Annotated in this window: 26 protein-coding genes and 1 pseudogene; 14 read left to right on the forward strand and 13 right to left on the reverse strand. The window is 69.0% G+C overall.

The window, feature by feature from the left end:
* Window positions 1–92 precede the first annotated feature (92 nt).
* The 4 genes from ccoG (at window position 93) to H1Q64_RS13270 (ending at window position 4,161) form a co-directional block, all read left to right on the forward strand.
* Window positions 93–1,556: a cytochrome c oxidase accessory protein CcoG gene (ccoG, locus tag H1Q64_RS13255; RefSeq protein WP_237903853.1), complete on the forward strand. Its 1,464-nt coding sequence runs from the start codon at window positions 93–95 to the stop codon at window positions 1,554–1,556.
* Window positions 1,557–1,588: 32 nt separating this feature from the next.
* Window positions 1,589–2,128, forward strand: coding sequence for a molybdopterin adenylyltransferase (gene mog / locus H1Q64_RS13260; RefSeq protein ID WP_014240048.1), 540 nt, complete (start codon window positions 1,589–1,591; stop codon window positions 2,126–2,128).
* A gap of 129 nt (window positions 2,129–2,257) precedes the next feature.
* Entirely contained in the window at window positions 2,258–2,824 is a 567-nt protein-coding gene (locus H1Q64_RS13265) for a hypothetical protein (RefSeq protein WP_237903854.1), read from the forward strand.
* Window positions 2,825–2,952: 128 nt separating this feature from the next.
* Window positions 2,953–4,161, forward strand: coding sequence for an NnrS family protein (locus H1Q64_RS13270; RefSeq protein ID WP_237903855.1), 1,209 nt, complete (start codon window positions 2,953–2,955; stop codon window positions 4,159–4,161).
* Here the strand turns inward: H1Q64_RS13270 and H1Q64_RS13275 are convergent.
* Window positions 4,113–4,871 (reverse strand): HAD family hydrolase, encoded by a 759-nt coding sequence (locus H1Q64_RS13275; protein WP_237903856.1) that lies wholly within the window; start codon window positions 4,869–4,871, stop codon window positions 4,113–4,115. The two genes, H1Q64_RS13270 and H1Q64_RS13275, sit on opposite strands and share 49 nt — an antisense overlap.
* A gap of 167 nt (window positions 4,872–5,038) precedes the next feature.
* On the opposite strand from H1Q64_RS13275, the gene H1Q64_RS13280 reads away from it, so the two are divergent.
* Entirely contained in the window at window positions 5,039–5,179 is a 141-nt protein-coding gene (locus tag H1Q64_RS13280; protein ID WP_237903857.1) for a hypothetical protein, read from the forward strand.
* 165 nt (window positions 5,180–5,344) lie between these two features.
* A complete protein-coding gene (locus H1Q64_RS13285) occupies window positions 5,345–6,202 on the forward strand; it encodes a class I SAM-dependent methyltransferase (protein ID WP_237903858.1) in 858 nt (285 codons plus the stop codon).
* Here H1Q64_RS13285 and H1Q64_RS13290 read toward each other — a convergent pair.
* The 7 genes and pseudogenes from H1Q64_RS13290 to H1Q64_RS13315 all read right to left on the reverse strand — a co-directional run bounded on the left by H1Q64_RS13290 (window position 6,177) and on the right by H1Q64_RS13315 (window position 11,419).
* The gene (locus tag H1Q64_RS13290; protein ID WP_237903859.1) at window positions 6,177–7,169 is read right to left on the reverse strand and encodes a threonine ammonia-lyase; all 993 of its coding nucleotides are present in this window, start codon (window positions 7,167–7,169) and stop codon (window positions 6,177–6,179) included. The genes H1Q64_RS13285 and H1Q64_RS13290 overlap by 26 nt on opposite strands.
* Window positions 7,170–7,172: 3 nt before the next feature.
* Window positions 7,173–7,928 (reverse strand): SDR family oxidoreductase, encoded by a 756-nt coding sequence (locus tag H1Q64_RS13295; protein WP_237903860.1) that lies wholly within the window; start codon window positions 7,926–7,928, stop codon window positions 7,173–7,175.
* 6 nt (window positions 7,929–7,934) lie between these two features.
* The gene (locus H1Q64_RS13300; protein WP_237903861.1) at window positions 7,935–8,540 is read right to left on the reverse strand and encodes an NAD-binding protein; all 606 of its coding nucleotides are present in this window, start codon (window positions 8,538–8,540) and stop codon (window positions 7,935–7,937) included.
* Between the two features lie 13 nt (window positions 8,541–8,553).
* Window positions 8,554–8,802: pseudogene (locus tag H1Q64_RS34110) on the reverse strand (NAD(P)-binding domain-containing protein); the annotation flags it as partial.
* Window positions 8,803–8,913: 111 nt separating this feature from the next.
* A complete protein-coding gene (locus tag H1Q64_RS13305; protein ID WP_237903862.1) occupies window positions 8,914–9,834 on the reverse strand; it encodes a hypothetical protein in 921 nt (306 codons plus the stop codon).
* 92 nt (window positions 9,835–9,926) lie between these two features.
* On the reverse strand, window positions 9,927–11,045 hold the full coding sequence (locus H1Q64_RS13310) for an NnrS family protein (protein WP_237903863.1): 1,119 nt from the start codon (window positions 11,043–11,045) through the stop codon (window positions 9,927–9,929).
* Entirely contained in the window at window positions 11,042–11,419 is a 378-nt protein-coding gene (locus H1Q64_RS13315; protein WP_237903864.1) for a winged helix-turn-helix transcriptional regulator, read from the reverse strand. Before H1Q64_RS13315 ends, H1Q64_RS13310 begins: the two co-directional genes overlap by 4 nt.
* A gap of 118 nt (window positions 11,420–11,537) precedes the next feature.
* On the opposite strand from H1Q64_RS13315, the gene H1Q64_RS13320 reads away from it, so the two are divergent.
* The 4 genes from H1Q64_RS13320 (at window position 11,538) to H1Q64_RS13335 (ending at window position 14,275) form a co-directional block, all read left to right on the forward strand.
* Window positions 11,538–12,551: a zinc-binding alcohol dehydrogenase family protein gene (locus H1Q64_RS13320; protein ID WP_237903865.1), complete on the forward strand. Its 1,014-nt coding sequence runs from the start codon at window positions 11,538–11,540 to the stop codon at window positions 12,549–12,551.
* 138 nt (window positions 12,552–12,689) lie between these two features.
* Window positions 12,690–13,109 carry a winged helix-turn-helix domain-containing protein gene (locus tag H1Q64_RS13325; protein ID WP_188261362.1) on the forward strand — a complete coding sequence of 140 codons (420 nt, stop codon included), beginning with the start codon at window positions 12,690–12,692 and terminating at the stop codon, window positions 13,107–13,109.
* A gap of 108 nt (window positions 13,110–13,217) precedes the next feature.
* Window positions 13,218–13,874 (forward strand): ribulose-phosphate 3-epimerase, encoded by a 657-nt coding sequence (gene rpe, locus H1Q64_RS13330; protein WP_035672805.1) that lies wholly within the window; start codon window positions 13,218–13,220, stop codon window positions 13,872–13,874.
* A gap of 143 nt (window positions 13,875–14,017) precedes the next feature.
* Window positions 14,018–14,275, forward strand: coding sequence for a GlsB/YeaQ/YmgE family stress response membrane protein (locus H1Q64_RS13335; protein ID WP_014240033.1), 258 nt, complete (start codon window positions 14,018–14,020; stop codon window positions 14,273–14,275).
* Between the two features lie 95 nt (window positions 14,276–14,370).
* Here the strand turns inward: H1Q64_RS13335 and H1Q64_RS13340 are convergent, their stop codons facing one another.
* From H1Q64_RS13340 to H1Q64_RS13350, 3 genes are all read right to left on the reverse strand, one after another.
* Window positions 14,371–15,150: a PhyR family response regulator anti-anti-sigma factor gene (locus tag H1Q64_RS13340; RefSeq protein WP_035672802.1), complete on the reverse strand. Its 780-nt coding sequence runs from the start codon at window positions 15,148–15,150 to the stop codon at window positions 14,371–14,373.
* Window positions 15,151–15,344: 194 nt separating this feature from the next.
* The gene (locus H1Q64_RS13345) at window positions 15,345–15,701 is read right to left on the reverse strand and encodes a thermonuclease family protein (protein ID WP_211108750.1); all 357 of its coding nucleotides are present in this window, start codon (window positions 15,699–15,701) and stop codon (window positions 15,345–15,347) included.
* A gap of 172 nt (window positions 15,702–15,873) precedes the next feature.
* A complete protein-coding gene (locus H1Q64_RS13350) occupies window positions 15,874–16,572 on the reverse strand; it encodes an SOS response-associated peptidase (protein WP_237903866.1) in 699 nt (232 codons plus the stop codon).
* A 154-nt stretch (window positions 16,573–16,726) separates the two neighbouring features.
* On the opposite strand from H1Q64_RS13350, the gene H1Q64_RS13355 reads away from it, so the two are divergent.
* Together H1Q64_RS13355 and H1Q64_RS13360 are read left to right on the forward strand one after the other, a co-directional pair.
* Window positions 16,727–19,045: a xanthine dehydrogenase family protein molybdopterin-binding subunit gene (locus H1Q64_RS13355; RefSeq protein ID WP_237903867.1), complete on the forward strand. Its 2,319-nt coding sequence runs from the start codon at window positions 16,727–16,729 to the stop codon at window positions 19,043–19,045.
* A 145-nt stretch (window positions 19,046–19,190) separates the two neighbouring features.
* Entirely contained in the window at window positions 19,191–19,985 is a 795-nt protein-coding gene (locus H1Q64_RS13360; protein WP_237903868.1) for an EAL domain-containing protein, read from the forward strand.
* Between the two features lie 13 nt (window positions 19,986–19,998).
* Here the strand turns inward: H1Q64_RS13360 and H1Q64_RS13365 are convergent, their stop codons facing one another.
* The gene (locus tag H1Q64_RS13365; protein ID WP_237903869.1) at window positions 19,999–20,322 is read right to left on the reverse strand and encodes a hypothetical protein; all 324 of its coding nucleotides are present in this window, start codon (window positions 20,320–20,322) and stop codon (window positions 19,999–20,001) included.
* A gap of 182 nt (window positions 20,323–20,504) precedes the next feature.
* Complete coding sequence (locus tag H1Q64_RS13370; protein WP_237903870.1) at window positions 20,505–23,852, reverse strand: maltotransferase domain-containing protein; 3,348 nt, start codon at window positions 23,850–23,852, stop codon at window positions 20,505–20,507.
* Between the two features lie 230 nt (window positions 23,853–24,082).
* On the opposite strand from H1Q64_RS13370, the gene H1Q64_RS13375 reads away from it, so the two are divergent.
* On the forward strand, window positions 24,083–24,910 hold the full coding sequence (locus H1Q64_RS13375; protein WP_237903871.1) for a polyphosphate kinase 2 family protein: 828 nt from the start codon (window positions 24,083–24,085) through the stop codon (window positions 24,908–24,910).
* Window positions 24,911–25,032: 122 nt separating this feature from the next.
* Complete coding sequence (gene ppk2, locus H1Q64_RS13380) at window positions 25,033–25,989, forward strand: polyphosphate kinase 2 (protein WP_237903872.1); 957 nt, start codon at window positions 25,033–25,035, stop codon at window positions 25,987–25,989.
* Window positions 25,990–25,998: the final 9 nt, after the last annotated feature.

A 25,998-nucleotide genomic window follows, 5' to 3' on the forward strand; every position in this document is an offset into this window, starting at 1 on the left:
TCCGTTCTCGTCTTGATCCCGATCAAGAGGCGCTCGGGTCCTGTCCGCTATTGTCCGGTCTTGCGTCCCTATCCGGAGCCAAGGCAGACGATATGCCAGACGGAAGCGCTGTCACGCCGGCGAAAATCCAGTTCTTCGAAAGCCAGAAGAAGATCCACCCGAAGGCCGTCTCCGGACGCTACCGGCGCTGGAAGACCATCCTGACCTGGGTGCTTCTGGCGGTCTTCTTCATCGCCCCCTGGATTCGCTGGGAACGCGGCCCCGACGCGCCGGCCCAGGCGGTGCTGTTCGACCTGACGACGCCGCGCTTCTTCATCTTCTGGATCGAGATCTGGCCGCAGGAGATCTACTACCTCACCGGCGTGCTGATCGTGGCCGCGCTGGGGCTGTTCCTGGCGACGGCGCTGGCCGGGCGCGTGTGGTGCGGCTTCACCTGCCCGCAGACGGTCTGGACCGACCTGTTCGTCTGGATCGAGCGCGCCTTCGAAGGCGACCGGGCGGAGCGCATCCGCCTGGACAAGGCGCCCTGGACCGCGAAGAAGGTCCTGCGCAAGGCCGGGAAGCACGCCGGCTGGCTGGCGCTGTCCGTCATCACCGGCTTCGGCTTCGTCGCCTTCTTCACCGACGCCCCGCGCCTTGCCGTCGATCTTCTGACCTTCAACGCGACCTACGAGGCCGCGGGCTTCTTCGCTCTGTTCGCGGGCATGACCTACGTCATGGCCGGCTGGACGCGCGAGCAGATGTGCTACTACATGTGCCCGTGGCCGCGCATCCAGACCGCGATGCTGGACGAGCACAGCCTCGTCGTCACCTACGACACGCTGCGCGGCGACACCCGCGGCCCGAAGCGCAAATCGCAGAGCTGGGACGAGCGCCGGACCAAGGGTTTCGGCGACTGCATCGATTGCGGCCAGTGCGTGCAGGTCTGCCCGGTCGGCGTCGACATCCGCACCGGCGAGCAGGCTGACTGCATCAATTGCGGCCTGTGCGCCGACGCCTGCGACAACATCATGGTGTCGCAAGAGCTGCCGAAGGGCCTGATCCGCTTCGACAGCCTGGCCGCCCAGGACACCCGCGCCCAGGGCAAGACCTACCAGTGGCGGCTGATCCGCCCGCGCACTATCGTCTATGGCCTGCTGATGCTGGTGATCACCGGCGCCATGGCCTGGAGCTACGCGCTGCGCCCCCGGCTGGACATCGCCGTGCAGCGCGACCGCGCGCCGCTGTTCGTCACGCTCCAGGACGGCACCATCCGCAACGCCTACACCTTCAAGGTCTCGAACAAGACCCGCCAGGACCGCTCCTACACGCTGGCAGCCGCCGGCATCGCCGGTGCCGAGGTGAAGGTGGTGGGCGAGCGCGACGAGGACAGCGGCAGCGCGATCAGCCACATCTCCGCCTCCCCGGACAGCGTGGCGACCTACCGCGTCTACGTCACGGTGCCGCGCGAGTCCGTGCCGGACGCCTCCACCCCGGTCACCTTCCAGCTGACCGACACCAACAACGGCGACCGGGACAGCTACAACAGCGTGTTCCTGGCGCCGGGCAGCAAGTAAGCCTGCCGGACATTCCATAAGGACCGCCGCCCATGACCTCCGCAAAGCCCGCCCGCATCGGCATCGTCACCGTGTCCGACCGGGCCAGCCAGGGCATCTACGAGGACAAGGGCGGCCCGGCCATCCGGGAGGAGCTGACGCGCATCGTCGCCTCCCCCTGGGAGCCGGTGGCCCGCGTCATCCCCGACGACCGCGAGGGCATCGCCGCCACCCTGATCGAACTGGCCGACCGGGAGCGTTGCGACCTGATCGTCACCACCGGCGGCACCGGCCCTGCCCCGCGCGACGTGACGCCGGAGGCGACGGAGCAGGTCTGCGAAAAGATGATGCCCGGCTTCGGGGAGCTGATGCGGTCGGTCAGCCTGACCGTGGTGCCGACCGCCATCCTGTCGCGCCAAACCGCGGGAATCCGCGGCAGCAGCCTGATCGTGAACCTTCCGGGCAAGCCTTCGGCCATTCACGATTGCTTGATGGCGGTCTTCCCGGCAATTCCGTACTGCCTCGATCTGATCGGTGCGGCGCGCATCGACACTGATCCATTGGTCTGCAAGGCATTCCGCCCGAAGTCCTGAGCTTTTGCCTATACCCTTTTTGCGCGTGCGGAGGGGGATACCATACGCATGGCCATGTTGCCTTGCGGGAACCCGTGCTCACCTTTTTCGTTCGAGGGGAGCGGGGTCCCCGATCAAGGTGAGCCAGCCATGCTGTTTGATTTCGAGCCTTCGGGCATCAACGACACCTATCTGCGTCTGACCCGGCGCGGTGTTTCCTGCATCGTCGCTCCGGCCGGGGCGTGGAACGGGTTGCTTCGGGTCAACTACATCGTTGCCGGGTCGCCCGGCGGCGCCGATCCGCACATGATCTACCGCTGCCTGGACATCGGATGGGATGACGGGCGCTTCTGCTGGAAGGGCCGCGCCGCCCCGGTGATGACCACCTCGGCCATGGTGGACATCCTTCAGGAACGCGGGCTCGTCACCAGCGGGGAGGCCGAGCGGCTTCTCTTCGGCATCAACAGCCCGGCGTCGGGCGGATCGTCGGACGAGGCGCTGATCGCCCGCGCCATGCTTCTGGGCTGCACCTTCTCGCCGATCTACGAGGACGCGCCGCTGAGCAGCGGCCCGCCGCGCGTGGGCGGTTTCGCCCTGCGCACCCTGGCCGATCCCGGCGCTTTCGTACTGACCGCCCGCGACGGCCTTCCCGTGCTGGACGCGCCCGCCCGCGACGCGCTGAAACGCCTGATGGCCGAAAACGGCATCGCGGTCTGACCCCGGCTTTTCTCCAACGTGCCGGATTCTTGTTTGGAGGGTTTCTATTTGACGGCGGTCAAAGAAGGGTGACCGCCCCCGGCGCAGTGTGACGGCATGACCGATGCCTCCAACGCGCGGGGAACGCCATGACCAGTTCCGTTGCCGACCAGCCGGACCGCCCTCCGGTCCCCCTGATCTTCGCTTATGGGTTCCGGCCCTTCTTTCTGCTCTCCGGCCTTGCCGCACCCGTCCTGCTGGCCGCCTGGATCGCCGTGCTGGCGACCGGATCCTGGCCGGACGGCGCCGTCCCGGCGGCCTCCTGGCACGCGCACGAGATGCTGTTCGCCTTCGTGGTCGCCGCGGTGGCCGGCTTCCTGCTGACCGCGGTGCCGAGTTGGACGGGGACCAAGGCGCTGTCCGGCCTGCCGCTCGCCGGCCTGACGGCGCTGTGGCTGGCCGGGCGGGTGGCGCTGCTGCCCTTCATCGGCGTGCCGCTGCCGGTTGCGGCCATCCTCGACCTCGCCTTCCTGCCGGCGCTTGGCATCGCGCTGGCCGGGCCGCTGGTGGCGGCGGGCAAGATCCGCAACACCGCCTTCCTCGCGCTGCTGGGCCTGCTGACCGTTGCCAACCTGCTGTTCCATCTGGACTGGCTGGGCGTGCTGTCCGGCGGCACCGCGCTGGGTGAGACGCTGGCCATCGGCATTGTGCTGATGATGATCGCGGTGATCGGCGGGCGCATCGTCCCGGCCTTCACCCGCAACGCCCTGCGGCTGCGCGGGCTGGACGGTACCGTCGTCTCCCGCCCCTGGGTGGAGAAGGTGACGCTCGTCTCGACCCTGCTGATGATACCCGCCGACCTCGCTCTGCCGGGCACCGCCGTCGCCGGTCTGCTGGCGCTCGTCGCGGCGCTCGCCCACGCCCTGCGGCTGGCCGGTTGGCAGCCGGCGAAGACGCTCGATCAGCCGATCCTGTGGGTGCTGCATCTCGGCTACGCCTGGGTACCGGCGGCGCTGGCGCTGAAGGCCGCGCATCTGCTGGGGGCGGGCGTCGAAAGCTCCGCCTGGGTCCATGCCCTGACCGCGGGGGCCTTCGCCACGATGATCCTGGCGGTGATGACGCGGGCCACGCTCGGCCACACCGGGCGGATGCTGGTGGTGACCCGCCCGACCGTGGCCGGCTACATCCTGCTGACCGCCGCAGCGCTGCTGCGGGTGCTGGCACCCGAGCTGCCGGGCGGCCTCTACTGGACCGCCCTGGAGGGCGCCGGTGCGGCCTGGATCGCGGCCTTCGCCTGCTACCTTTACGTCTACGCCCCCATCCTGCTCGCCCCGCGGGCCGACGGCCGCCCCGGCTGAGGTCCGCCGGGCTGAAGAAGGCCCATGGCGCGTGGGCTGCGTTTCCCGATGAGGCTGGTGGCGAAGCGGCGCTGGAGGTCTTCCGGATCACGGAAGATCTCCGCGCAGCCGGCCTTGCGCAGATCCTGCTCCGCGAAGCCGCCGCACAGAACGCCCACCACGGTCAGCCCGGCCCGGCCCGCGGCCTTGGCGTCCCAGGGGCTGTCGCCGACCACCACGGCCTCCGCCGCCGGTAGGCCCAGCCTTTCCAAAGCCGCTTCGAAGATGTCCGGATGCGGCTTCGACCGCTCCGCGTCGTCGGACGAGGTTTCCACGTCCACCAAGTCCTCGATCTCCGCCGCGCGCTTGTAGCGCTCCAGCTCGTCCCCCTTGGCGGAGGAGGCGAGCGCGATGCGCAGACCCTCGGCGTGGAGATGCTGGAACAGGCCGCGCACCCGGCGGAAGCCGCGAACCTTCGGCATGTATTTGCGGGCGAACAGCTCGTGCCGGAAATGGTCCAGCTCGTCCTCGATGCGGTCCAGATCCTTCTCCGGCACGAAGACAGGCATAAGCTGGTCGCCGCCCTTGCCGATCTGGGAGCGCACCGCGTCGAACTCCGCATGGTAGCCGAAATGCCGGATCGCCTCCACCCAGGCATGGGCGTGCAGGTCCACCGAGTCGACCAGGGTGCCGTCCACGTCGAAAATGACGGCTTTCAGAACGCCGCTCATCGCCGCCTCCTCACCATGCTGTCCACGTGTTTTTGGGGGTATTCCTTCTCGAACAGGCGGCGGCGCCCGGCGTTCCTCAGGCTGGTGTGCGGTGCGATAGAATTTGTCACATGGACCCGTCATAGCTGTGATCCGTTCACCCCCTACACAGATTGGGAAGAACGGACATGCCCAAGACGTTGAAGAGCTACGCCGCCCTCTTCGGTCGCGCCCGCTACGCCGTAAAGCGTTTCAGCCGCCGCCGCGCCCGCCGCGTGCCGATGGAGCATCTCGACCTCGGCCTGTTCCAGAGCGACATCCGGCTGTAGCCCCCTCTTAAGGATAGGCCCCACCAACCGGAGGCGCTCCCTTCGCGCCCCGCGGTCCCGCTCCGCCATAGGACTGCCCCTCCGTCCTAGGCGGGCAAGCTGAATGTTTCCGCCAGAGCCGTCGCGCTATCGTCGCGCGGTCCATCCAGCGGAGCCTCAGCCCCCATGACCGCAAGTTTCGAGTCCGCCAGTTTCGAGGAACAGTATTTCTCCGGCGCTGCCCTCTACGGCGACGACTTCGACGCAGCCCGGATCGCCGGCTGGTACGGTGTCGAGACGCGGGACCCGGCGGAGGAGTTTGCGCACACGGCGCCCGACCGGCCCGGCTACCGCTACGAATACCACGCGCTGAATCACCGCCACGCCTTCCGCTTCCTGGCCGGGCGGCGCTTCCGGCAGGCGCTGGCCTTCGGCTGCGCCGCGGGGGACGATGTGGCGCCGATCGCCAAACAGGTGGAGCGCTTCCTGGCCGTGGAACCCATCGAGCGCTTCTGGCGGACCGACATCGCCGGTACCCCCGCCGAGTACCGCCGCCCCACGCTGGGCGGGCGCATCGACTGCGCGGACGGGGCGAACGACCTGACCGTCTGCCTGCACACGCTGCACCACATCCCGAACGCCGGCGCCCTGCTGGCCGAGTTCGCCCGCGTCACCGCCCCCGGCGGTCTGTTCATCCTGCGCGAGCCGATCAGCACCATGGGCGACTGGCGGCGGCCCCGCCGCGGCCTGACCGCGAACGAGCGCGGCTTCCCCGTCCAATGGCTGGAAGAGCGCTTCGCCCGGCTGGGCTTCACGGTGCGGCAGCGCCGCTTCTGCTCCTTCCCGCTGACCGAGCGGCTGGGGCCGCTGTTGGGCGTCTCTCTGCCCTACGGCAACCCGCTGCTGGTGCGGCTAGACGAGGCGGCCTGCGCGCTGACGCGGTGGAACATCGCCTACCACCGCGACTCGATCCGCAAGAAGTTCGCCCCCGGCGCCGTCTATTACGTGCTAGAGCGCGCTAAGACGACGCCAGCGCGTCCGTGAAGGTCGCCGCATCGACGTTGCCGCCGCTCAGCACCACCGCGACGGTGCGCCCCGCCGCCGGCAGCTTGCCCGTCAGCACGGCGGCCAGCCCGACCGCGCCGCCCGGTTCGACCACCAGCTTCAGCACGGTGAAGGCGTAGGCCATGGCGGCCTTCACCTCGGCGTCGGTGACGGCGAGACTGCCGGACAGCAGGGTCTTCATCACCGGGAAGGTCAGGGCGCCGGGCGTCGGGGTCAGCAGCGCGTCGCAGATGGAACGTTGCCCGGCGGCGTTCTCCACCCGCTCCCCGGCGGCCAGCGAGCGCGCCACGTCGTCGAAGCCCGCCGGCTCCGCCGCCCACAGGCGGGCGTCGGGAAAGCTGTGGCGGACCGCCGTGGCGACCCCGGACATCAGCCCGCCGCCGCTGCACGGCGCGATCACGTCATCGGGAACCGCGCCGATGGCCTGCGCCTGGGCGGCGATCTCCAGTCCCACCGTGCCCTGCCCGGCCATGATCTGCGGGTGGTCGTAGGGCGGCACGGTGGCCGCACCCCGCTCCTCCGCGATGGCTGTGGCGATGGCTTCGCGGCTTTCGGTCCAGCGGTCGTAGAGAACCACCTCGGCGCCGTAGCCGCGCGTGTTGGCGATCTTCAGGGCCGGGGCGTCGCTGGGCATGACGATGACCGCCGGCATGCCGAGCAACGCCGCCGCCGCCGCGACGCCCTGGGCGTGGTTGCCCGACGACCAGGCGACCACCCCGCCCCGGCGCTCCTCCGGCGTCAGTTGGGACAGGCGGTTGAAGGCGCCGCGGAACTTGAAGGAGCCGCTGCGCTGAAGAACCTCCGGCTTCAGCAGGACGCGCCCGCCGACCCGCTCGTTCAGCAGGGCGTTCTCCAGCAGCGGCGTGCGCACGGCGAAGCCGTCCAGCCGCGCCGCGGCCTCCACGATGTCCTGGTGGCCGATGACAAAGGAATTCGACGCAGGCATGGCTCAGCGGCCTCCGGAGACGTTGAGAAGAGCGCCGGTCACGTAGGACGCGGCGTCGGACAGCAGCCACAGCACGGTTTCGGCGACCTCGTCCACCGTCCCGGCGCGCCCGGCGGGCGGGATCAAAGCGGGGTTGTCAAGCCGGTTGCCGATGCCGGGGATGATCTGGATGTCAGTGTCGATCAGGCCCGGCCGCACGCAATTCACGCGGATGCCCTCCTTCGCCACCTCGCGGGCGAGGCCGACGGTGAGGCTGTCCACCGCGCCCTTGCTGGCCGCGTAGCCCACATACTCGCTGGGCGAGCCCAGCACGGCGGCGATGGAGCCGACGTTGACAATGCTTCCCCCCTTCCCGCCGTGGCGGGTGGACATGCGGCGCACCGCCTCCCGCGCGCAGAGGACCGCGCCGGTCACGTTGATGTCCAGCATGCGGCGCAGGTCGTCCGGGGCGGCCTCGTCGAGCCTCCCGTAGGGGCCGATGATGCCGGCGTTGTTGACCAGCCCGGCGGTGGGGCCGAAGCGGTCCTCCGCGGCGTCGAACAGGGCGCGGATATCGTCTTCGCGGGCGGCATCGCCCCGCACCGCCTGGGCGTGCCCGCCGGCCTCGCGGATCGCCGCCAGCGTGGCCTCCGCCGCCGCGGCGTTGCCGATGTAGGAGAAGGTGACGGCGTAGCCGCGCTGTGCGGCCATGCGGGCGATCGCCGCCCCGATGCCCCGGCTGCCCCCGGTGACGACCAGCGACGTGAGCGTGGTGGACATGGTTTCTCAGCCCTCCTGCGGGTTGCCGGCCAGCCGGTCGAAAATCCGGGCGAGCGCGCCGTCGCCCTCGCGCCCCAGCCCGACCGCGGCGGCCATGGTGAAGAGTTGCAAAGCAGAGGCGGCCAACGGCGTCGGCACGGCCAGCCTCCGCGCGGCGTCCATCACATGGCCCAGGTCCGCCCCGACGATGCCCAGCGGCCGTTGCGACGGGATGTGGAAGGGACCGGCGGCGAGGATCTCGGCCAGCCGCTGCGGATCGACCCCGGCGCGGACGCCGAAGGCCGTGGCTTCCGCCACCGCGGCGGCGTGGATGCCGGTCAGCATCTGCTCCACGGCCTTCACGGCGGAGCCCTGCCCGTGCTCGGTGCCGACGCGGTGCAGCGTGCCCGACGCGGCGGCGATCAGGTCTTCGGCCCGCGCGAAGGCGTCCTCGGGGCCGGAGGCCATCACCACCATGCGGCCCTCCGCCGCTCGCACCGGGCCGCCGCCGACCGGCGCGTCGAGCATCAGAAGGTCCCGCTCGGCAAGGCGGCGCCCGACGGCGGCGGCCATGTCCGGCGGGACGCTGGTGGACAGGACGACCACGCCGCCCTTCGGCAGGGTGCCGGCCACGCCCTCGGCGCCGAAACAGCACCTCCTCCGCCTGCTCCGCCGTGGCGACCAGGACGATGACGCGGTCCACCCGGCGCCCGACGTCGGCGGGCGATCCCGCGGCCTCCCCGCCATGGGTGACGAGGCTCATGCATTTGGCGGCGTCGAGGTCGCAGCCGACGACCCGGAAGCCGGCGCGGAGCAGCGACAGCGCCACCCCCATGCCCATGGAGCCGAGCCCGACGACGCCCGCGCTGCGGACCGGTTCCAACGCGTCGCTCATGATCCCCCCTTGCGGGTTTGCCCGCCTCTCATGGCCCTCGGTGGAGGCCGTTGCCAATGAGTGTCGGGGGTTGGGACGGGGACCGTCAAGCCGTTGCGCAAGGTCCGGCGATCAGCCGACCTGGGCATGCGGAGCTGCCAGGTGCGCGATGCCCTCCAGATAGCGCCCCCCGTCGTAGAGCAGCCCCAGCGGCTGGTAGCGCTCCAGCTTGTCCGTGCCGGTCAGGTGCAGCAGATCGATCGGCGTGTGGGGGTAGACGGGCGAGCGCCACAGCCCATCCCCTCCACGCACAGGCGCGGCCATGCTGCACATCCAGTTGGCCGTCGCCGGCAGCAGCAGCGTGGTCCGCACCTGGAACATCACGATGTTCAGGACGATCTGCTCGCACAGGAAGTGGAAGGTGGTCCGCGTCGCGTCGCGCAGGCTGTCGCGGAACAGGTCCCAATGGGGCGCGTCATGGTGAAGCCCGTAGAAGCCCAGATTGTAATAGGGCAGCGAACCGGCCAGCGCGGCGACCTCCTCCCCGAAGAAGCGGGTGATGAGCTTGGTGCGCTCCGCCACGGCATGGGCGTTGGCGGTGTGCGACGCCAGGAAAGGATAAGCCGCGTCGGCCTCGGGGACGATCACGGCGCGCCCGCCGCGCACGCCCTCGACGGCGGCGTCCAGCGCGGCGGAATTCTGAACCCAGACGTCGGCGTCCAAATGCAGGTAGCACTGGAAACCGGGGAAATAGTCGCGCAAAAACGGGCGGCAGAGCATCGCCTTCCAGAAGGGAATCTGCCGGTCCAGCTGCGCCACGAGCTGCGGGTGCGGCCAGACCACCAGATCGTCCCGCACCGGCGCGATGCGGTCGCAGAGTGGCGCCACATGATCGCGCTGCGCGGCGGTCAGCCCGACATCGATCAGGCAGACCCGGTAGCGCCGGCGGTCCAGCGGGCGCAGCGACAGCAGAAGCCCGACCAGAAGCTCGAACACGCCATGATCGGCGCAGACCACGACAGCGGTTTCGGCCTCGAACGGCAAGGTTTCCATGGAACGCGCCGACGTCAGTTGCACCCGGCGCACCATAGCGATGGCGCTGCGCGAAGACCAGAACCGGAACGCCAAAAATCAGGACACCGAATTCACGCCCTGATCCGCTTCGGTACGCGCAACAGCACCCACAACACCAGAAGATGCGCGCCCATCCAGGCCAGCGCCGCCGCAGGCATCAGCAGGTCCGGCGCCGTGCTCGCCGCGGCGACGCGCAGCGCGGCGGACAGGCCGACCAGAGCGATGGCGGCGGTGGCGGGCCGGGAGAAGTCCGGCGGCAGCGCCTCCCGCTGCAGGGTCGCGCGCACCATCATGGAGGCGGCCAGCGTGCCCAGCGCGCCCGCCCCGATCACGTGCCAGCCCGCCCCTCCGGTCAGCGGAGCCAGCCGCTCCACCCCCAGGAACAGCCAGCCGAGCCCGAGCCAGCCGTACCCCAGATGCAGGCTCCACAGGTCCGGACGCTTCAGCACGGCGCCCGTCCGCCAACGCGCCAGACGCGCCCAGGCCGTCACCCCGGCCAGCGCGGCGCCCGCCGCCCCGATCCAGGCCAGCGGGCCGGTCGTCACTCCGGCGGCCACGGTCAGGGCGGCCAGCACCGCCCCGGCGACACCGGCCCATTCCAGGCGCGGCTGCACCCGCTCCACCAGCGTCCCGCCCTGCTTGCGCACCTCCCCCGCCGTGGCCGACGGGATGATGCGCCCGCCCATCACCAGCATCAGGATGCCGACGAGATGAAGCGCGAACAGGGCGCCCGTCCGCCCGCCGTCGCCGCCCCACCAGACCAGCGCCTCGGCCAGCGCGAAGGCGCCGATCACCGGGCCGAACAGCCTGTTGTGGCCGCTCTTGGCGGCGCGCAGGAAGGGCACGCCGGCCACCACGAACAGCGCCACCGGATAGGCCAGCGCCACCGGCGCCGCGACCTCCGGCGGCAAGCCGCCCAGCACCGCCAGCCGCCCGGCCAGCCACGCGGCGAAGGCGACGGTCAGCGCCATCCCGGACGGCCGCGTCAGCAGGAAGCCGCCGACCACCGCCAGCGCGTAGCCCATCAGCATCTCGTGCGCGTGCAACGCCGGGGTCCAGCCGATACCGAGCCAGCCGAAATAGCCGGCCACCCACAGCGGCACGCTGAGCGCCCCATAGAGTGCAGCAGCGGGGAAGAACAGGCGGTGCCCCCACGGACGCTGCGGGGGCGGCGGAACGAAGGCGCTCATGCGGCGATGACAGCAGAAGCGGCGTCAGAAACCGCGGCGGCGGGCCGCAGATGCTCCTCGCCCCAGGCCTTCAACGCCAGGATGATCGGCTCCAGGCTCCGCCCGCGCGGCGACAGGCTGTATTCGACGCGCGGCGGCACTTCCGCATAGACGGTGCGGACCAGCAGCCCGTCCGCTTCCAGCTCGCGGAGCTGGGTGGTCAGCATGCGCTGGGTGACGTTCGGCACGCGGCGGCGGATCTCGTTGAAGCGCAGCGTGCCGTCCAGCAGATGGTAGAGGATAAGCCCCTTCCACTTCCCGCCGATGATGGCGAGGACGCCCTCCACCGGGCAGCCCGGCGAGCAGTCCAGGTTGGCGTGGGGAACGCGGGCCATGACGGTATCCTTTTCGATACTATGTGCGTTTCATGTGCATTCTTGCGCCCCGGTGCTGCAAGGCGCAAGTCTGTCGGCAGAGCACAACACGCCGCAACATGCACAAGGACTTCAGGCCATGCGCGCCGTCGCCTTCACCCAATCCCTGCCCATCGACGCCCCCGATGCCCTGATCGACGTCGAGCGCCCCCGCCCCGAGCCCCAGGGCCGCGACCTGCTGGTCGCGATCGAGGCCGTCTCGGTCAACCCCGTGGACACCAAGGTCCGCCGCAACATGCCGCCCGCGCCGGGCGCCATGAAGGTGCTGGGCTGGGACGCCGCCGGTGTCGTGGTCGCCGCCGGGCCGCAGGCCTCGCTGTTCAAGCCGGGCGACGCCGTCTTCTACGCCGGGGCCATCGACCGCGACGGCACCAACGCCGAGTTCCATCTGGTGGACGAGCGCATCGTCGGGCCGAAGCCGGCCAGCCTCGACTTCGCCCAGGCCGCCGCCCTGCCGCTGACCAGCATCACCGCGTGGGAAGCCATGTTCGACCGGCTGGACGTGCGGCGCCCGGTGCCGGGGGCGGCCAACGCCATCCTGATCGTCGGCGGGGCCGGCGGCGTCGGCTCCATCGCCATCCAGCTCGCCCGGCAACTGACCGACCTGACGGTCATCGCCACCGCCTCCCGCGAGGAGACGCAGGCCTGGTGCCGGGACCTCGGCGCCCATCACGTCGTCGACCACCGCAAGCCGCTGGCCGCGCAGGTGGAGGCTCTGGGCATCGGCGCCCCGGCTTTCGTCTTCTCGACCAACGACACCGGCGCCCATCTGCCCGAGATCGCCGCCCTGATCGCCCCGCAGGGCCGCGTCGCCCTGATCGACGATCCGGCGGGGCTGGACGTCATGGTGCTGAAGCGCAAGAGCGTGTCGCTGCACTGGGAGTTCATGTTCACCCGGCCGGTGTTCGGCACCGCCGACATTGATGCCCAGCACACGCTGCTCAGCGAGGTGTCGCGCCTCGTCGACGCCGGCACCGTCCGCACGACGCTGGCCGAGACGTTCGGCACCATCAACGCCGCCAACCTGACGCGCGCCCACGCCCTGCTCGAAAGCGGGCGGGCCAAGGGCAAGATCGTGCTGGCCGGCTTCTGATCCGCTCCTTGCCTTTTGGGCGGGGGACGGTCAGTCTCCCGTCCCAAGGGAGCGGAGCGGAGAAGCGGGAATGGCCGGGGTCAAGTGGCTCGGATGCCGGAAGCGGGTCGGCGAGACCGGTGGGTCTTGGGCGGCGCCATGACCCGCCTGCGCATCCGCATCGACTTCGACACCGGCGGCTCGGTCGGGCCGGGCAAGATCATGCTGCTGGAGCGGATCCGGGAAACCGGCTCCATCTCCGCCGCGGCGCGGACGCTGGACATGTCCTACCGCCGCGCCTGGCTGCTGGTCGACGACCTGAACCGCATCTTCGCCGAGCCGGTGGTCTCCGCGGCGGTAGGCGGCAAGCATGGCGGCGGGACCGCGCTGACCGCTTTCGGCGAACGGGTGATCGAGCATTACCGCGCGGTCGAGCGCGATGCCTTCGCCGCCGCCACCCCCCGGCTGGAGGCGTTGGAGGGGATGCTCAACGCCGGGTACGGTGCGGGAAGCGACCCGGCGGACGACGGCAGCTTTTCCGGCGATCCGGGGCTGAAGCCCGGCTGCAAGCCGGCCTGACGGTTCTTACAAACGGCGAGAGGGGTTGGGGCGACGGGGGAGCCGTGGTATGGGAAGGCGGATTTTCCACCACCCTTCCCTGCACCGTTCACGCCAAGGATGTCCGCCATGCGCCCGGTCAAGATCGCCCCGTCCATCCTCTCCGCCGATTTCGCCCGGCTGGGCGAGGAAGTGCGCGCCATCGATGCGGCGGGCGCCGACTACATCCATATCGACGTGATGGACGGTCATTTCGTCCCCAACATCACCATCGGCCCGGCGGTGGTGAAGGCGCTGCGCCCGCACACGGCGAAGCCCTTCGACGTGCATCTGATGATCTCCCCGGTGGACCCCTACATCGCCGCCTTCGCGGACGCCGGCGCCGACATCATCACCGTCCATCCGGAGGCCGGCGCGCACGTCCACCGCACCATCCAGCTCATCAAGTCGCTGGGCAAGAAGGCCGGCCTGTCGCTGAACCCGGCCACCCCGCTGGAGGCCGTCGACTATCTGCTGGAAGACCTCGATCTCGTTCTGGTCATGACGGTCAACCCGGGCTTCGGCGGGCAGAGCTTCATCGCCAACCAGCTTCCCAAGATCCATGAGCTGCGCCGCCGCATCGACGCGCTGGGCAAGCCCATCGACCTCCAGGTCGACGGCGGGATCAACGGCGAGACCGCCCGCATCGCCATCGAGGCGGGCGCCGACGTTCTGGTCGCCGGAACCGCCACCTTTACCGGCGGGCCGGACCGCTACGCCGCCAACATCCGCGCCCTGCGGAGCTGATCTCCGGCCCTGCCCTCTCCCTCCCGGCCATGCTCCAGGTGGGTTTATCCGCAAGAGGGTCCTCCTTCGGGCAGAACCAAACGCCGTTCTGGGCGTTATGGCTGCGTGGGATCGAGGACATCGATACTGGAGGGAGAGAGGTTATGGGTATTCTGTGGACGATCATCATCGGCTTCCTGGCCGGCATCGTCGCCAAGTTCCTGATGCCGGGCCGTGATCCGGGCGGCTTCATCATCACCACGCTGCTCGGCATCGCGGGTGCCTTCGTCGCCACCTATCTGGGCGAGGCCGTGGGCTGGTACCGGGCGGGCGAAGGGGCCGGCTTCATCGGCGCCATCGTCGGCGCCATCATCATCCTGGCCATCTACCGCATGATCGCCGGACGCCGGACCACCGTCTGAGACTGCGGCACACCACACCGCACACGCAAAGGGCGGCCCGACGGGGCCGCCCTTTCGCTTTTCCATCCGGACCGCAGATCACCGGACCGCAGTTGTTACGCCAGGGCCACCGGGCTCGGCATGAAGACCGCGCGCGAGATCGCCGCCTGGATCGCCTCGTTGGTGAAGGGCTTGCGGACGATCTGGCCGAGATGGCGGGCGTCCGCCTCCTCCAGGTCGCCGTCGAAGGCCGTGACAAAAATGGTCCGCATGGCGCGCTTCTGGCGCAGCCGGCGGGCGACCTCGACCCCGCTGCCGCCATCGGCCAGCCGGACGTCGAGCAGGGCCAGCGTCGGCTTCTCGGCCTCCAGCAGTTCCAGGGCCTCCTGCTCGTTGTTGGCGGTGCCGCAGACGACGTGGCCCATGTCGGTGACCAGCGAGCCGATCTCCATCGCCAGGATCGGGTTGTCCTCGACCACCAGCACCCGCTGGGTCAGGGCGTTGCGCACCTTGTCGCGGGCGACGGTCAGCCGGTCCTGGCCCTCCGGCGCGGGGATCTGGAGCACCTGGGCGGCTTCGGGAACCGTCAGCCCTTCCAGCGTGATCAGCAGATACATGCGCCGCTCGCCTTCCGGCAGGGACGCCAGCGCCCGTTCGATGGGGTGCGGCGACGGGGTCGGTAGCCCGTCCCCGTCCTCGTCGAACAGCAGATTCAGCAGGGCATAGAGCGGCACCCGCGCCCCGGCTTCCAGTCCGAAGCGGGACGGGGCCATCACGGCGACCTCGACGCAGCGCGTCACGAGATCGTCACCGCGTTCGGTCGCTCCGGTCAGCGCGCGCGCATAGCGGCGCAGGTAGGGGAGATGATCGTAAAGCTGGCGTGCGTAGACTCGCATGACCCGTTCTTCCGCGCCGGTGGGTGGGTCCTTCCGGCCTTCGGCACCGAGGGGCGCTGGCCGGTCGGCTTGATTAATAACTTGTTAACACTCTGAAACACTATCACGCCCCCCAAGGAGGGCGAACCGAAAAAAAGGCCGAGTCCCCCTTCCCCCGTTGGCAGAGGCCAGATGGCCGAACCGGACCGCAGGATCTACCGCGCCTGCTCCCGCTGCTGGCGCGACCGCCACTGCCAGGGCTTCTCCACCTGACCCGCCCACAGACCCAACCGGCGGCTCTGCGCGAAGGCCTCGCTGGACGCATACGCCGGCGACAGGCTGCGGTAGGCGAAGGCCCAGCCGCGCGCCACCATGGCCGCCCCCAGATCGACGCCGAGAACCCGGCATTCACCCAATTGCTGGCCGTTGCGGTCGCGTTCGGCGATGGTGCAGGTCACCTCCTGGTCCTTGATCAGGCTGGCCAGCACCGCGGTGGCGATGCGGAAGCAATCGAGTTCGTGCCCGTAACGGTTCCGGCATTTCTGCCCGACGTCGGGGGCGTCGATCCCCATAAGGCGAACCGGTGCACCCTTGATGGAAAGTGTATCGCCCTCCATGGCGACACCCTGTCCTTTTAGCGTTTCATTGGGGGTGTTGGCGACCTTGCCTTTGGTCGTCCCTCCCTGGGCATACACCGTTCCGGTTGAGCCGACGAGGAGAATCGCCACTAAAAGGCTGCGCCAGTCAGAGCAAGGTCGGCGCATCATCGGGCGGTGCATCGTCCAAGGGAGCCGCGCACGCCTCGTCGTCGTTGCGCACGTTGTTGACGCGCGGTCCCACCGGATGGGCCTCCAGCAGCGCGTCGGGCACCGGCTTCAGAAGCCCCTCCAGCACCGGCAGCGGGGCGGAGGGGTCCAGCCACAGGTCCCAGTCCGTCTCGTCCAGGATCACCGGCATGCGCTCGTGCAGCGGCTTCAGCACCGCGTTCGCCGTGGTGGTGACGATGGTCAGAGTCTCCAGGGGCTCCGCAGGGGCCGGGCCGCCCTTCGGGCCGTTCCAGCGCTCCCACAAGCCGGCGAAGGCGAAGGGCGCGCGGTCGCGGCGGCGGATGGCGTAGCCCTGCTTGCGCTTGCCCTCGGCCTTCCACTCATAGAAACCGTCCACGGGAACCAGGCAGCGCCGCTTGCGGAAGGCCTCCCGAAAGGACGGCTTCTCGGCCAGCGTCTCCCCGCGCGCGTTGATCAGCCGCGCGCCGATAGACGGGTCGTCCGCCCAGAAGGGGACGAGGCCCCAGCGCAAGGTGACCAGATGGCGCCCATCCTCCTCCCGCCGCACGGCGGGCACCGGCTGGGTGGGAGCCACGTTCCAGCGGGGCTGGAGGTTCGGCAGTTCGGGGAAGCCGAACAGCCGCTGAACCTCCGCGGCCGGCGTGGCGAGTATCATGCGTCCGCACATGGCCTAAGAATAGGTGGCTCCACGCCCCCACGCCACCGCCGGCTTATGCCCAACCGAGGGTTTTCGCCGGCCAAGGCTCCGCCTATCTTCTCCGGGTGTTTCTCCACGCGACAGGCCCGCGCAACAGGAAAGACCCCGCCCCATGATGAAGTTCGGTATCGGCCAGCCGGTCCCCCGCACCGAAGACGCGCGCCTGCTGACCGGCGGCGGGCGCTACACCGACGACGTGTCGCTTCCCGGCCAGACCTACGCGGTCTTCGTGCGCTCCCCCCACGCCCACGCCGACATCCGCGGGATCGACGCGGCGGAGGCGGCGGCGCAGCCGGGGGTGCTCGGCGTCTTCACCGTCGCGGACCTGGAGGCGGACGGCATCCAGCCGATTCCCTGCGCCGCGGCGCTGACCCAGCGCGACGGCTCCCCCTACGTCGCCCCGCCCCGCCCGGCGCTGGCCAAGGGACGGGTGCGCCATGTCGGCGATCCGGTCGCCGTGGTGGTGGCCGAAACACTGGACGCCGCCCGCGACGCGGCGGAGCTGGTGATGGTCGATTACGACGACCGGCCCGCCATCACCGGGACGGCGGAGGCGCTGGAGGCGGGCCGCCCGCAGGTGTGGGACGAGGCGCCGGGCAACCTCTGCTTCGACTGGGAGCAGGGCGAGGAGGAGGCGGTGGAGTCGGCGATTGCCAAGGCCGCCCGTGTGGTGGAGCTGGAGATCGTCAACAACCGCGTCGTCGCCAACCCGATGGAGGGCCGCGCCTGCCTCGCCGCGGTGGAGGCGGAGACCGGGCGGCTGGTCATCTACGTCACCAGCCAGGGCGTGCACGGGCTGCGCAAGCAGTTCGCCCAGCTCTTCGGCCTGCCGGAAGCGAAATTCCGCGTCGTCACCACCGACGTCGGCGGCGGCTTCGGCATGAAGCTGTTCAACTACCCGGAATACATGGTCTGCCTGTTCGCCGCGCGCCGCCTGAACCGGCCGGTGAAATGGGCGGCGGAGCGGACCGAGGGCTTCCTCAGCGACGATCACGGGCGCGACCATGTCAGCCGCGCCCGGCTGGCGCTGGACGGCGACGGGCGCTTCCTCGGGCTGCGGGTGGACACCGTCGCCAACCTGGGGGCCTACCTGTCGAACTATGGCCCCTTCATCCCGACCGACGCGGGGTCGGCGATGCTCGTCGGCTCCTACACCACGCCGGCGGTCTATGTGCGGGTGAAGGGCGTCTTCACCAACACCCAGCCGGTGGATGCCTACCGCGGCGCCGGTCGTCCGGAGGCGGCCTATCTGCTGGAGCGGCTGATCGACCATGCCGGGCGCGTCACCGGCCTCGGCCCGGCGGAGATCCGGCGGCGCAACTTCATCCCGCCCACCGCCATGCCCTACGCCACCCCGATGGGCCAGACCTACGACACCGGCGAATTCGAGCAGAATCTGCGCGACGGGCTGGAGCTGTCCGATCACGCCGGCCTGCCCGCCCGCAAGGCGGCGGCGAAAGCCCGCGGGAGGCTGCGCGGGGCCGGGATCGCCACCTACATCGAGGCCTGCGCGGGCGGTGGAGCGGAGCAGGCGACGGTGCAGGTCAACGGCGACGGGCGCATCGTCCTGATGATCGGCACCCAGACCAACGGCCAAGGCCACGAGACCGCCTATAAACAGATCATCGCCGACCGGCTGGGCGTCCCGCCGGAGGATGTGGAGGTGATCCAGGGCGACACCGACCGCGTGTCCTGGGGGGCCGGCACCGGCGGCTCCCGCTCCGTCCCGGTGGGCGGGGCGGCGCTGGCCGAGGGCGCGGCGCGGGTTGTGACCAAGGCGACCGAGGTCGCTGCCGACCTGCTGGAGACCGCCGCGGTGGACGTTGAGTTCGTCGAGGGCCGCTTCAGCGTCGTCGGCACCGACCGCAGCGTCTCCTTCAAGGAGGTGGCCGCCAAAGCCGCCGCCCAAGGCCCCATCGCCTTCACCGAGGTGGCCCGCTGGACTCCGCCGGCCAACACCTTCCCCAACGGTTGCCACGTGGCGGAGGTCGAGGTCGATCCCGACACCGGGGAGGTCGAGGTCGTCGGCTACACCGTCGTGGACGATTTCGGGACGGTGGTGAACCCGCTGCTGGTCATGGGTCAGGTCCATGGGGGCGTCGCCCAGGGCATCGGGCAGGCGCTTCAGGAGCGGGTGGTCTTCGACCCGGACAGCGGCCAGCTGCTCAGTGGCTCCTTCATGGACTACCAGATGCCGCGCGCGGTGGACGTGCCGGACATCCGCATCAAGCTGAACTGCGTGCCCAGCACCACCAACGCGCTGGGCATGAAGGGCGCCGGCGAGGCCGGGGCCATCGGCGCGCCGCCTGCGGTCATCAACGCCCTGGTGGACGCGCTGTCGGACTACGGCATCCACCACATCGACATGCCGGCGACCCCGCTCTCCGTGTGGACGGCGATCCAGGCCCGAAGCAAAGCCGCCGCTGAATAACCAAAACCCGAACAATGAAGAACGGAGTAATGACGTCATAGGCCCTATTTCCAAACCCGATGTCACACCTTGCTTTGAATAAATTTGAGACAATATACGTACTATAAAGAGTTAGATTTAGCATAACCCCACGAAAGAAACGGGCATGACGGCGGAGCAGATCAGGGGCGGAAAGTGCGGCGGGCAGTGCGCCGAGGGATTGGGGTTCGACTTCACCATGGCCTTCCAGCCGATCGTCGATGTCGGTGATGGGCTCGGCGGGGGGCGGCCGTGGGCGCACGAGGCGCTCGTGCGCGGCCTCGACGGCCAGGGGGCGGGCTGGGTGCTGGGTCAGGTGACCGAGGCGAACCGCTACGCCTTCGATCAGGCCTGTCGGGTCAAGGCCATCGAGCTGGCCGCCAGCCTCGGCATGGGCCAGCAGCCCGACACCCGGCTGTCGATCAATTTCCTTCCCAACGCCGTCTACCAGCCCGAAGCCTGTATCCGCGCCACGCTGGCCGCCGCCAAGCGCACCGGTTTCCCGCCGGAGCGCATCATCTTCGAGGTGACGGAGAACGAGCGGGTCGTCGACGGCGCCCATCTGAAGGCCATCTTCACCGAATACAAGCGCCAGGGCTTCCACACCGCCATCGATGATTTCGGCTCGGGCTATTCCGGCCTGAACCTGCTCGCCGAATTCCAGCCGGACATCATCAAGCTGGACATGGAACTGACACGCTCGATCGACACCGACCGCACCCGCCGCAGCATCGTCGGCGCGATCCTCACCGTGTGCCGCGATCTCGGCATCACCCCGGTGGCCGAGGGCATCGAAACGCCCGGCGAGGCAAAGGCGCTGCGCGATCTGGGGATCACGCTGATGCAGGGCTATCTGTTCGCCCGCCCGGCGGTGGAACGGCTGGTGTCGCCCGCCATGGATTTCGAACCGGCGGTGGCCTGAGAACAGTGGCCTATCACAGCATCCGCGGGCGGCGCACCGCCCGCGGCCGGGGGGCGGCGTAACGCCCCCGTTGCTCGGTCGCGAGGGTCAGCGCCTCGTGCGCGATCAGGCGGCGATAGTCGCGGTCCACCCGCGAGAACATGGCAAAGGCGAACTTCACCGCGTCGGGGGTCGGGCTTGTGGCCGCCTCGTGGAGCGCGTTGCGCAGCATGCGCAACTCCAGCACGCCTTTGACGCAGATGCGCTCGACCGCCTGAGCCAGGATGTCGATCGAACACAGGGACGCCTCGTCGTCGAGTCGGTACTGCACCCGTCCCCTGCCAGGAAGAACCGTCACGGACCGGCGCGGTTCTAGCTTGGGCTGGGCGGGAATGCCAGCGTTTCGGTGAGGTGGTGATGGGGGAGTGGTTGCTACGAGCCCCCCTCCCGACCTCCCCCCGCTGCGCAGGGGGAGGAGTTAAGCCCTCCCCTGCAAAGCGGGGGAGGGTTTGGGTGGGGGCCCTACGCGCCCCCTTTCCCTTACCGCCCCGGCGGACGGATGCGCCAGATCGCCGCCGGGTTCTGCTGCGGGTCCAGCCAGACATGCTGGAACTTGCCGATCCAGGTGAAGCGCTGGCCGGTGAACAGATCCTCCACCTGGACATGGGCGCCGTCGTCCAACCCCAACTCCCACAGCGGAACTTCGATGGTGCCGCCATGGCCGTTGTGCGGGTCGAGGTTCACCGCGATCAGTATGACGTTGTCCTTGCTCTCCGTCATCTTGCCGTAGAGCAGGATGTTGTCGTCATAGGCGTTGTAGAACTTCAGGTTCGTGAATTTGTGGAGCGCCGGGTTCTCCGCGCGGATCTTGTTCAGCCGCGTCACGTAGTCGACGATGTTGCCGGGCTTGTTCCAGTCCCAGTGCCGGATCTCGTATTTTTCGGAGTGGTTGTACTCCTCCTTGCCTGGATAGGGGTCGGCCTCGCAGACGAAATACGGGGCGTAGAGACCGTAGACGCCCGACAAGGTGCCGGCCAGCACGGCGCGCATCATATGCGCCGGCCGGCCGCCATGGACCAGGATCGGCGGCAGGATGTCCGGCGTGTTGGCGAAGAAGTTGGGCTGCATGTAGTCCTTGGACTCGCCCTGGGTCAGCTCCGTCAGATACTCGGTCAGTTCCGCCTTGGTGTTGCGCCACGTGAAGTAGCTGTAGGACTGGGTGAAGCCGATCTTCGCAAGCCGCCGCATCAGCTTGGGCCGGGTGAAGGCCTCGGCCAGGAACAGCGCGTCGGGGAAGCGGTCCTGCACCTCGCGGATCATCCATTCCCAGAAGGGGAAGGGCTTGGTGTGCGGGTTGTCGACGCGGAAGATGCGCACCCCCTCGTCGCACCAGAACAGCACGACGTCGCGCAGCGCGTACCACAGGTCCGGATAGGCCTCGCGGTAGAAGCTGACGTTGACGATGTCCTGGTACTTCTTCGGCGGGTTCTCGGCGTAACGGATCGTGCCGTCGGGGCGCCAGTAGAACCATTGCGGGTGCGACTTGATCCAGGGATGGTCGGGGGAGCACTGGACGGCGAAGTCCAGCGCGATCTCGATGCCGTGCCGCCGCGCCTCCTTGACCAGCCGGCGGAAGCCGTCGAAGTCGCCGATCATCGGGTCGATGTCGGCGTGCCCGCCCTCCGTCGCGCCGATGGCGTAGGGTACACCGGGATCGTTCGGGCCGGGGTTCAGCGTGTTGTTGCGTCCCTTGCGGAAGCTGCGCCCGATCGGGTGGATCGGCGGGAAGTACAGCACGTCGAAGCCCATGCCCCGGATGAAGGGCAGCATGGTCGACACGTCGTCAAAGGTGCCGGGCCGCGACGGGTCCGGCGAGGCCGAGCGCGGGAAGATCTCGAACCACGCGGAGTAGCGGGCCGCGGTGCGGTCCACATAGACCTCCAGGTCGCAGCCGTAGCGGGACAGATATTGCCGCTCGCCATACTTCGCCATGGCGTGGCGCGGTTCGTCCGACAGGGCGTAGGCGATCAGCTCCGGCCCATGGAGGCTGGTCATCCGCTCCACCACCCGCTCCAGCGCGGCACGGCCCTCGCCTTCATTCTGCCCGACCGCGTGCTCGACGAAGCGGCGGCCTTCGATCAGTTCCAGGCTCACGTCCATCCCGACGTCGTGCTTCTTCTTGAAGTCGGCGCGCCAGCTCTCCCAGACGTCGCGCCACGCCAGGATGCTGTATTGGTAGCGCGTGTTGCGGGTCAGCGGAAGCTTGCCCACCCAGCGGTCGTTGTCGACGAAGGTCATGGGCACCTCGCGCCATTCCTCCTCGTCGACCGGGCGGTAGGTGACGGCGGCGCCCAGGACGAAGGTGCCGTCGGTGTAGATGTCCGCCCACACCTCCATCACGTCGCCGACCACCCGCTTCACCGGGAAACGACCGCCGTCCAACTCCGGATAGACGTTCTCGATGGTGACGCGGCGGGAGGCCAGTTCGTCCATCCAGGCGCGGGTGCCGGCGTCGTGCTCCGCCCCGCGTTCGCCCAGATGGTTCAGTTCGATGGGGCGGCTCTGCGCCGGGCGGGCGCGGAAGACGCGCATCTCCAGCGGGCGCAGGCGCAGGTCGCGGCCCGGCTCGAAGGGCAGCGGTTCGGCCTCCGGGGTCACGTCCTCGAAATCGGCGAAACCGCCACCGGTGCTGGCCAGCAGCGGGCCGGGATCGATGGCATGGGGCTGGTTCTCGTCCGGGTTGATGAGCAGGACGGAGCAACTCTCCCCGCTTCCGTTGGCCCAGCCGCCGGTGCCGCGGATCAGCCCGATCACCGGATTGTGGGGAGAGGTGACACGCCGCTGCGGCCCTTCGACATTCAGCGCCGGGCTGTCCGCCTTCATCGCGTTGACCGCCCCGATGAAGCCGGTCAGGTCGAGCTTCGGGTCCTCCCAATCGTCCGGCGTGGTGCTCACCACGTCCAGCTTGCGGGTGAAGCCGTACTCGTACCCCACCGGCATCATCACGCCGGTCGAGAAGGAGGCGGCGAACAGGTAGTGCATCTTCAGCTGGGCGGCCAGCCGCTCGGTGTCCTGGCTGCCGACCTCGGCCGCCAGACGGTCGGTGTCGTGGCTTTCCGGGAAGGCGATGGAGGGGGCGATCCAGCGGAACTCGTCATACTGGTCGAGCAGCCAGTCGGACTTGAAGTCCCACCATTTGGCGCTGTTGAACAGGAAGTCGAAACCCGCCCCGCACAGGTCGCGCACCTGCTCCACCGTGCAACCCAGCGTCTCGGCGAAGAACTTCACCTCCGGATCGGCCTCGCGGGAGCGGTCGATCAGCGTCTTCCACACCTCCGCCGGGATCTGGTAGGCGGCGTCGCAGCGGAAGCCCTTTACCCCGAGGCCGATGTAATGGCGCAAATAGCGGGTCCAATAGTCGGTCAGGCCCGCCCGGACATCCGCCCGCTCGTAGTCGAGCATGGCGAGGTCGCCCCAGATGGTCACCCGCGATGGGTCCACCGGATCGACGGCGCGCGGACTGTAGAGGTCGCCGCTGGAATCGCGCCGGTACCAGTCCGGATGCTCGCCGACCAGGATCGCGTCCTTGGCGGTGTGGTTGATGACGAGGTCGAGCATCACCGACTGGCCATGCCGCCCGGCCTCGGCGATGAAGCCGCGCAGCAGCTCGTCCGGATGCTCCGGCGCGCCGCCCTGGATGCGGTCGTGCAGCCGGTAATAGTCCTTCACGGCGTAGAGGCTGCCCGAGAAGCCGGGATAATGGATCGGGTTCAGGAACAGCCAGTCGAAGCCCATGCCCTGGATGCGGGGCAGATGCCCGGCCCAGTCGCGCATCGGGCCGACGAGCGTGGGAAACAGGTTGTAGATGCGCGGTCCGGCGGTGGCCATCGGGGAAATCCTCCTGGTCGGCAGCGGCACGCCAGCCGGTCGCCGCTGGTTGACAAGCGTGGCGCCACCCGTGGATCGTCCAGAAGACCGTCACCGGCCGAAGGACCATCACCGGAAGGACCATCGCGAGGTTGCAACGCGCGCCCTGCGGGGCGCACGCGCTCAACCCCTGCGAAGCGCGAAGGTTCCGAAATCTGAAACTTGGGCCAGACATTTCGAAAGGTGCGTGCATGGGCAACGGAAACGGCAAGATCCGTCTCGACAAGCTCGATATGACGGCGGAGGGCATCGGCAGCAAGGACGACTACGAACGCCGCCTCGCCAAACTCCAGAAGGACCTGCTGCACATCCAGCAGACCTACTGGCACGAGAAGCGCCGCGCCATCCTGGTGTTCGAGGGCTGGGACGCCGCCGGCAAGGGCGGCTGCATCCGCCGCCTGACCGAACCGCTCGACCCCCGCGGCTTCCACGTCTGGCCGATCGGCGCCCCGGCGGCGGACGAGCAGGGCAAGCACTACCTCTACCGCTTCTGGACCAAGCTGCCCGCCCCCGGCACCTTCGCCATCTTCGACCGCTCCTGGTACGGCCGCGTGCTGGTGGAGCGGGTGGAGGGCTTCGCCGACAAGGAGCAGTGGAAGCGCGCCTACGACGAGATCAACCAGTTCGAGAAGATGCTGACCGACGACGGGGTCCGCATCATCAAGATCTTCATGCACATCACGCCCGACGAGCAGCTCAACCGCTTTCGCGAGCGGCTGAGCAACCCCTACAAGCGCTGGAAGCTGACCGAGGAGGATCTGCGCAACCGCGCCCGCTGGGACGACTACAGCAAGGCCATCGAGGCGATGTTCGACAAGACCTCGACCGAGACGGCGCCCTGGCAGGCAGTCCCCGCCAATTCCAAATGGCACGCCCGCCTGAAGGTGATGGAGATCGTGACGGAGGCGCTGAGCCGCGGCGTCAACGTCGCGCCGCCGCCCATCGACCTGACCGTCGCCCGGATCGCCGCAGAGGTTCTGGGCGTCCACCTGACATTCGACACCAAAGAGAAGGACTGACCGTCCCCCCTGGCGCCCTTGGCCTTGGTCACTTCGTCGCGGTGCCCGCACGGGCGGTTGCCTGACGCGCCGGCATCTCCTAGCGTTGGTTGGCGGGTAAAACAATAAGCAGGGTGCGTTCGATGGACGAGGTCAAGACGGGTGCCGGGGTGGAGGAGAAGCCGCGGAAGAAGCGCAAGGCGCTAAAGCTGAAGGACCTCGGGCTCGGTGTGCCGGCCACCGGCGGCGAGGTGCTGCGCGACGCCAAGGAGGCCGCGGCCATCGAAGCCCACTGGCGCGAGTTGGGCGGCGGCAAGCCGTCGAAGGGCGGCAAGAAGGTCAAATACATCGACGAGCTGGCCCGGCTGCAGTTCGAGTTGATCAAGCTGCAGGAATGGGTGCGGGTCAACGGCCTGAAGGTCTGCGTGCTGTTCGAGGGGCGCGACGCCGCCGGCAAGGGCGGCGTCATCAAGCGCATTACCGAAAGCCTCAACCCCCGCGTCTGCCGGATCGTGGCGCTCGGCACGCCGACGGAGAAGGAGCGCGGGCAATGGTATTTCCAGCGCTACGTGGCGCAGCTTCCCGCCAAGGGTGAGATCGTCCTGTTCGACCGGAGCTGGTACAACCGCGCCGGCGTCGAGCATGTCATGGGCTTCTGCACCGACGCGGAGTACCAGGAGTTCCTGCGCGCTTGCCCGCTGTTCGAGGAGATGCTGGTCCAGTCCGGCATCATCCTGATCAAATACTGGTTCTCGGTCAGCGACGAGGAGCAGGAGAAGCGCTTCACCGAACGGATGCGCAACCCGATCAAGCGCTGGAAGCTCAGCCCGATGGACCTCGAATCGCGCAAGCACTGGGTCGAGTACTCCAAGGCCAAGGACGCCATGCTGGAGCACACCGACAAGAAGCTGACGCCCTGGTACATCGTCGACGCCGACGACAAGAAGAAGGCGCGGCTGAACTGCATCCACCACCTGTTGCAGCGGATCCCCTACCAGGATATCGCCCCGGTGGAGCTGGATCTGCCGCCGCGGCAGAGCGACGACGGCTACAAGCGGCCGAAGAAGTCGAAGCAGAACTGGGTGCCGGAGATGTACTGACCGCCACCC

Origin of the sequence: Azospirillum brasilense (assembly GCF_022023855.1) — a bacterium.
Lineage (GTDB): Bacteria > Pseudomonadota > Alphaproteobacteria > Azospirillales > Azospirillaceae > Azospirillum > Azospirillum brasilense_F.

Bases quoted from the DNA above. Each gene is read 5' to 3' on its own strand.
- H1Q64_RS13275 (WP_237903856.1), bottom strand. From the start codon at position 4,871: ATGAGCGGCGTTCTGAAAGCCGTCATTTTCGACGTGGACGGCACCCTG.
- H1Q64_RS13370 (WP_237903870.1), bottom strand. From the start codon at position 23,852: ATGGCCACCGCCGGACCGCGCATCTACAACCTGTTTCCCACGCTCGTC.
- ccoG (WP_237903853.1), top strand. From the start codon at position 93: ATGCCAGACGGAAGCGCTGTCACGCCGGCGAAAATCCAGTTCTTCGAA.
- H1Q64_RS13280 (WP_237903857.1), top strand. From the start codon at position 5,039: ATGCCCAAGACGTTGAAGAGCTACGCCGCCCTCTTCGGTCGCGCCCGC.
- H1Q64_RS13355 (WP_237903867.1), top strand. From the start codon at position 16,727: ATGATGAAGTTCGGTATCGGCCAGCCGGTCCCCCGCACCGAAGACGCG.
- H1Q64_RS13265 (WP_237903854.1), top strand. From the start codon at position 2,258: ATGCTGTTTGATTTCGAGCCTTCGGGCATCAACGACACCTATCTGCGT.
- H1Q64_RS13340 (WP_035672802.1), bottom strand. From the start codon at position 15,150: ATGCGAGTCTACGCACGCCAGCTTTACGATCATCTCCCCTACCTGCGC.
- H1Q64_RS13360 (WP_237903868.1), top strand. From the start codon at position 19,191: ATGACGGCGGAGCAGATCAGGGGCGGAAAGTGCGGCGGGCAGTGCGCC.
- rpe (WP_035672805.1), top strand. From the start codon at position 13,218: ATGCGCCCGGTCAAGATCGCCCCGTCCATCCTCTCCGCCGATTTCGCC.
- H1Q64_RS13345 (WP_211108750.1), bottom strand. From the start codon at position 15,701: ATGGGGATCGACGCCCCCGACGTCGGGCAGAAATGCCGGAACCGTTAC.
- H1Q64_RS13295 (WP_237903860.1), bottom strand. From the start codon at position 7,928: ATGTCCACCACGCTCACGTCGCTGGTCGTCACCGGGGGCAGCCGGGGC.
- mog (WP_014240048.1), top strand. From the start codon at position 1,589: ATGACCTCCGCAAAGCCCGCCCGCATCGGCATCGTCACCGTGTCCGAC.
- H1Q64_RS13305 (WP_237903862.1), bottom strand. From the start codon at position 9,834: ATGGAAACCTTGCCGTTCGAGGCCGAAACCGCTGTCGTGGTCTGCGCC.
- H1Q64_RS13350 (WP_237903866.1), bottom strand. From the start codon at position 16,572: ATGATACTCGCCACGCCGGCCGCGGAGGTTCAGCGGCTGTTCGGCTTC.
- ppk2 (WP_237903872.1), top strand. From the start codon at position 25,033: ATGGACGAGGTCAAGACGGGTGCCGGGGTGGAGGAGAAGCCGCGGAAG.
- H1Q64_RS13310 (WP_237903863.1), bottom strand. From the start codon at position 11,045: ATGAGCGCCTTCGTTCCGCCGCCCCCGCAGCGTCCGTGGGGGCACCGC.
- H1Q64_RS13290 (WP_237903859.1), bottom strand. From the start codon at position 7,169: ATGCCTGCGTCGAATTCCTTTGTCATCGGCCACCAGGACATCGTGGAG.
- H1Q64_RS13375 (WP_237903871.1), top strand. From the start codon at position 24,083: ATGGGCAACGGAAACGGCAAGATCCGTCTCGACAAGCTCGATATGACG.
- H1Q64_RS13335 (WP_014240033.1), top strand. From the start codon at position 14,018: ATGGGTATTCTGTGGACGATCATCATCGGCTTCCTGGCCGGCATCGTC.
- H1Q64_RS13285 (WP_237903858.1), top strand. From the start codon at position 5,345: ATGACCGCAAGTTTCGAGTCCGCCAGTTTCGAGGAACAGTATTTCTCC.
- H1Q64_RS13320 (WP_237903865.1), top strand. From the start codon at position 11,538: ATGCGCGCCGTCGCCTTCACCCAATCCCTGCCCATCGACGCCCCCGAT.
- H1Q64_RS13315 (WP_237903864.1), bottom strand. From the start codon at position 11,419: ATGGCCCGCGTTCCCCACGCCAACCTGGACTGCTCGCCGGGCTGCCCG.
- H1Q64_RS13270 (WP_237903855.1), top strand. From the start codon at position 2,953: ATGACCAGTTCCGTTGCCGACCAGCCGGACCGCCCTCCGGTCCCCCTG.
- H1Q64_RS13325 (WP_188261362.1), top strand. From the start codon at position 12,690: ATGACCCGCCTGCGCATCCGCATCGACTTCGACACCGGCGGCTCGGTC.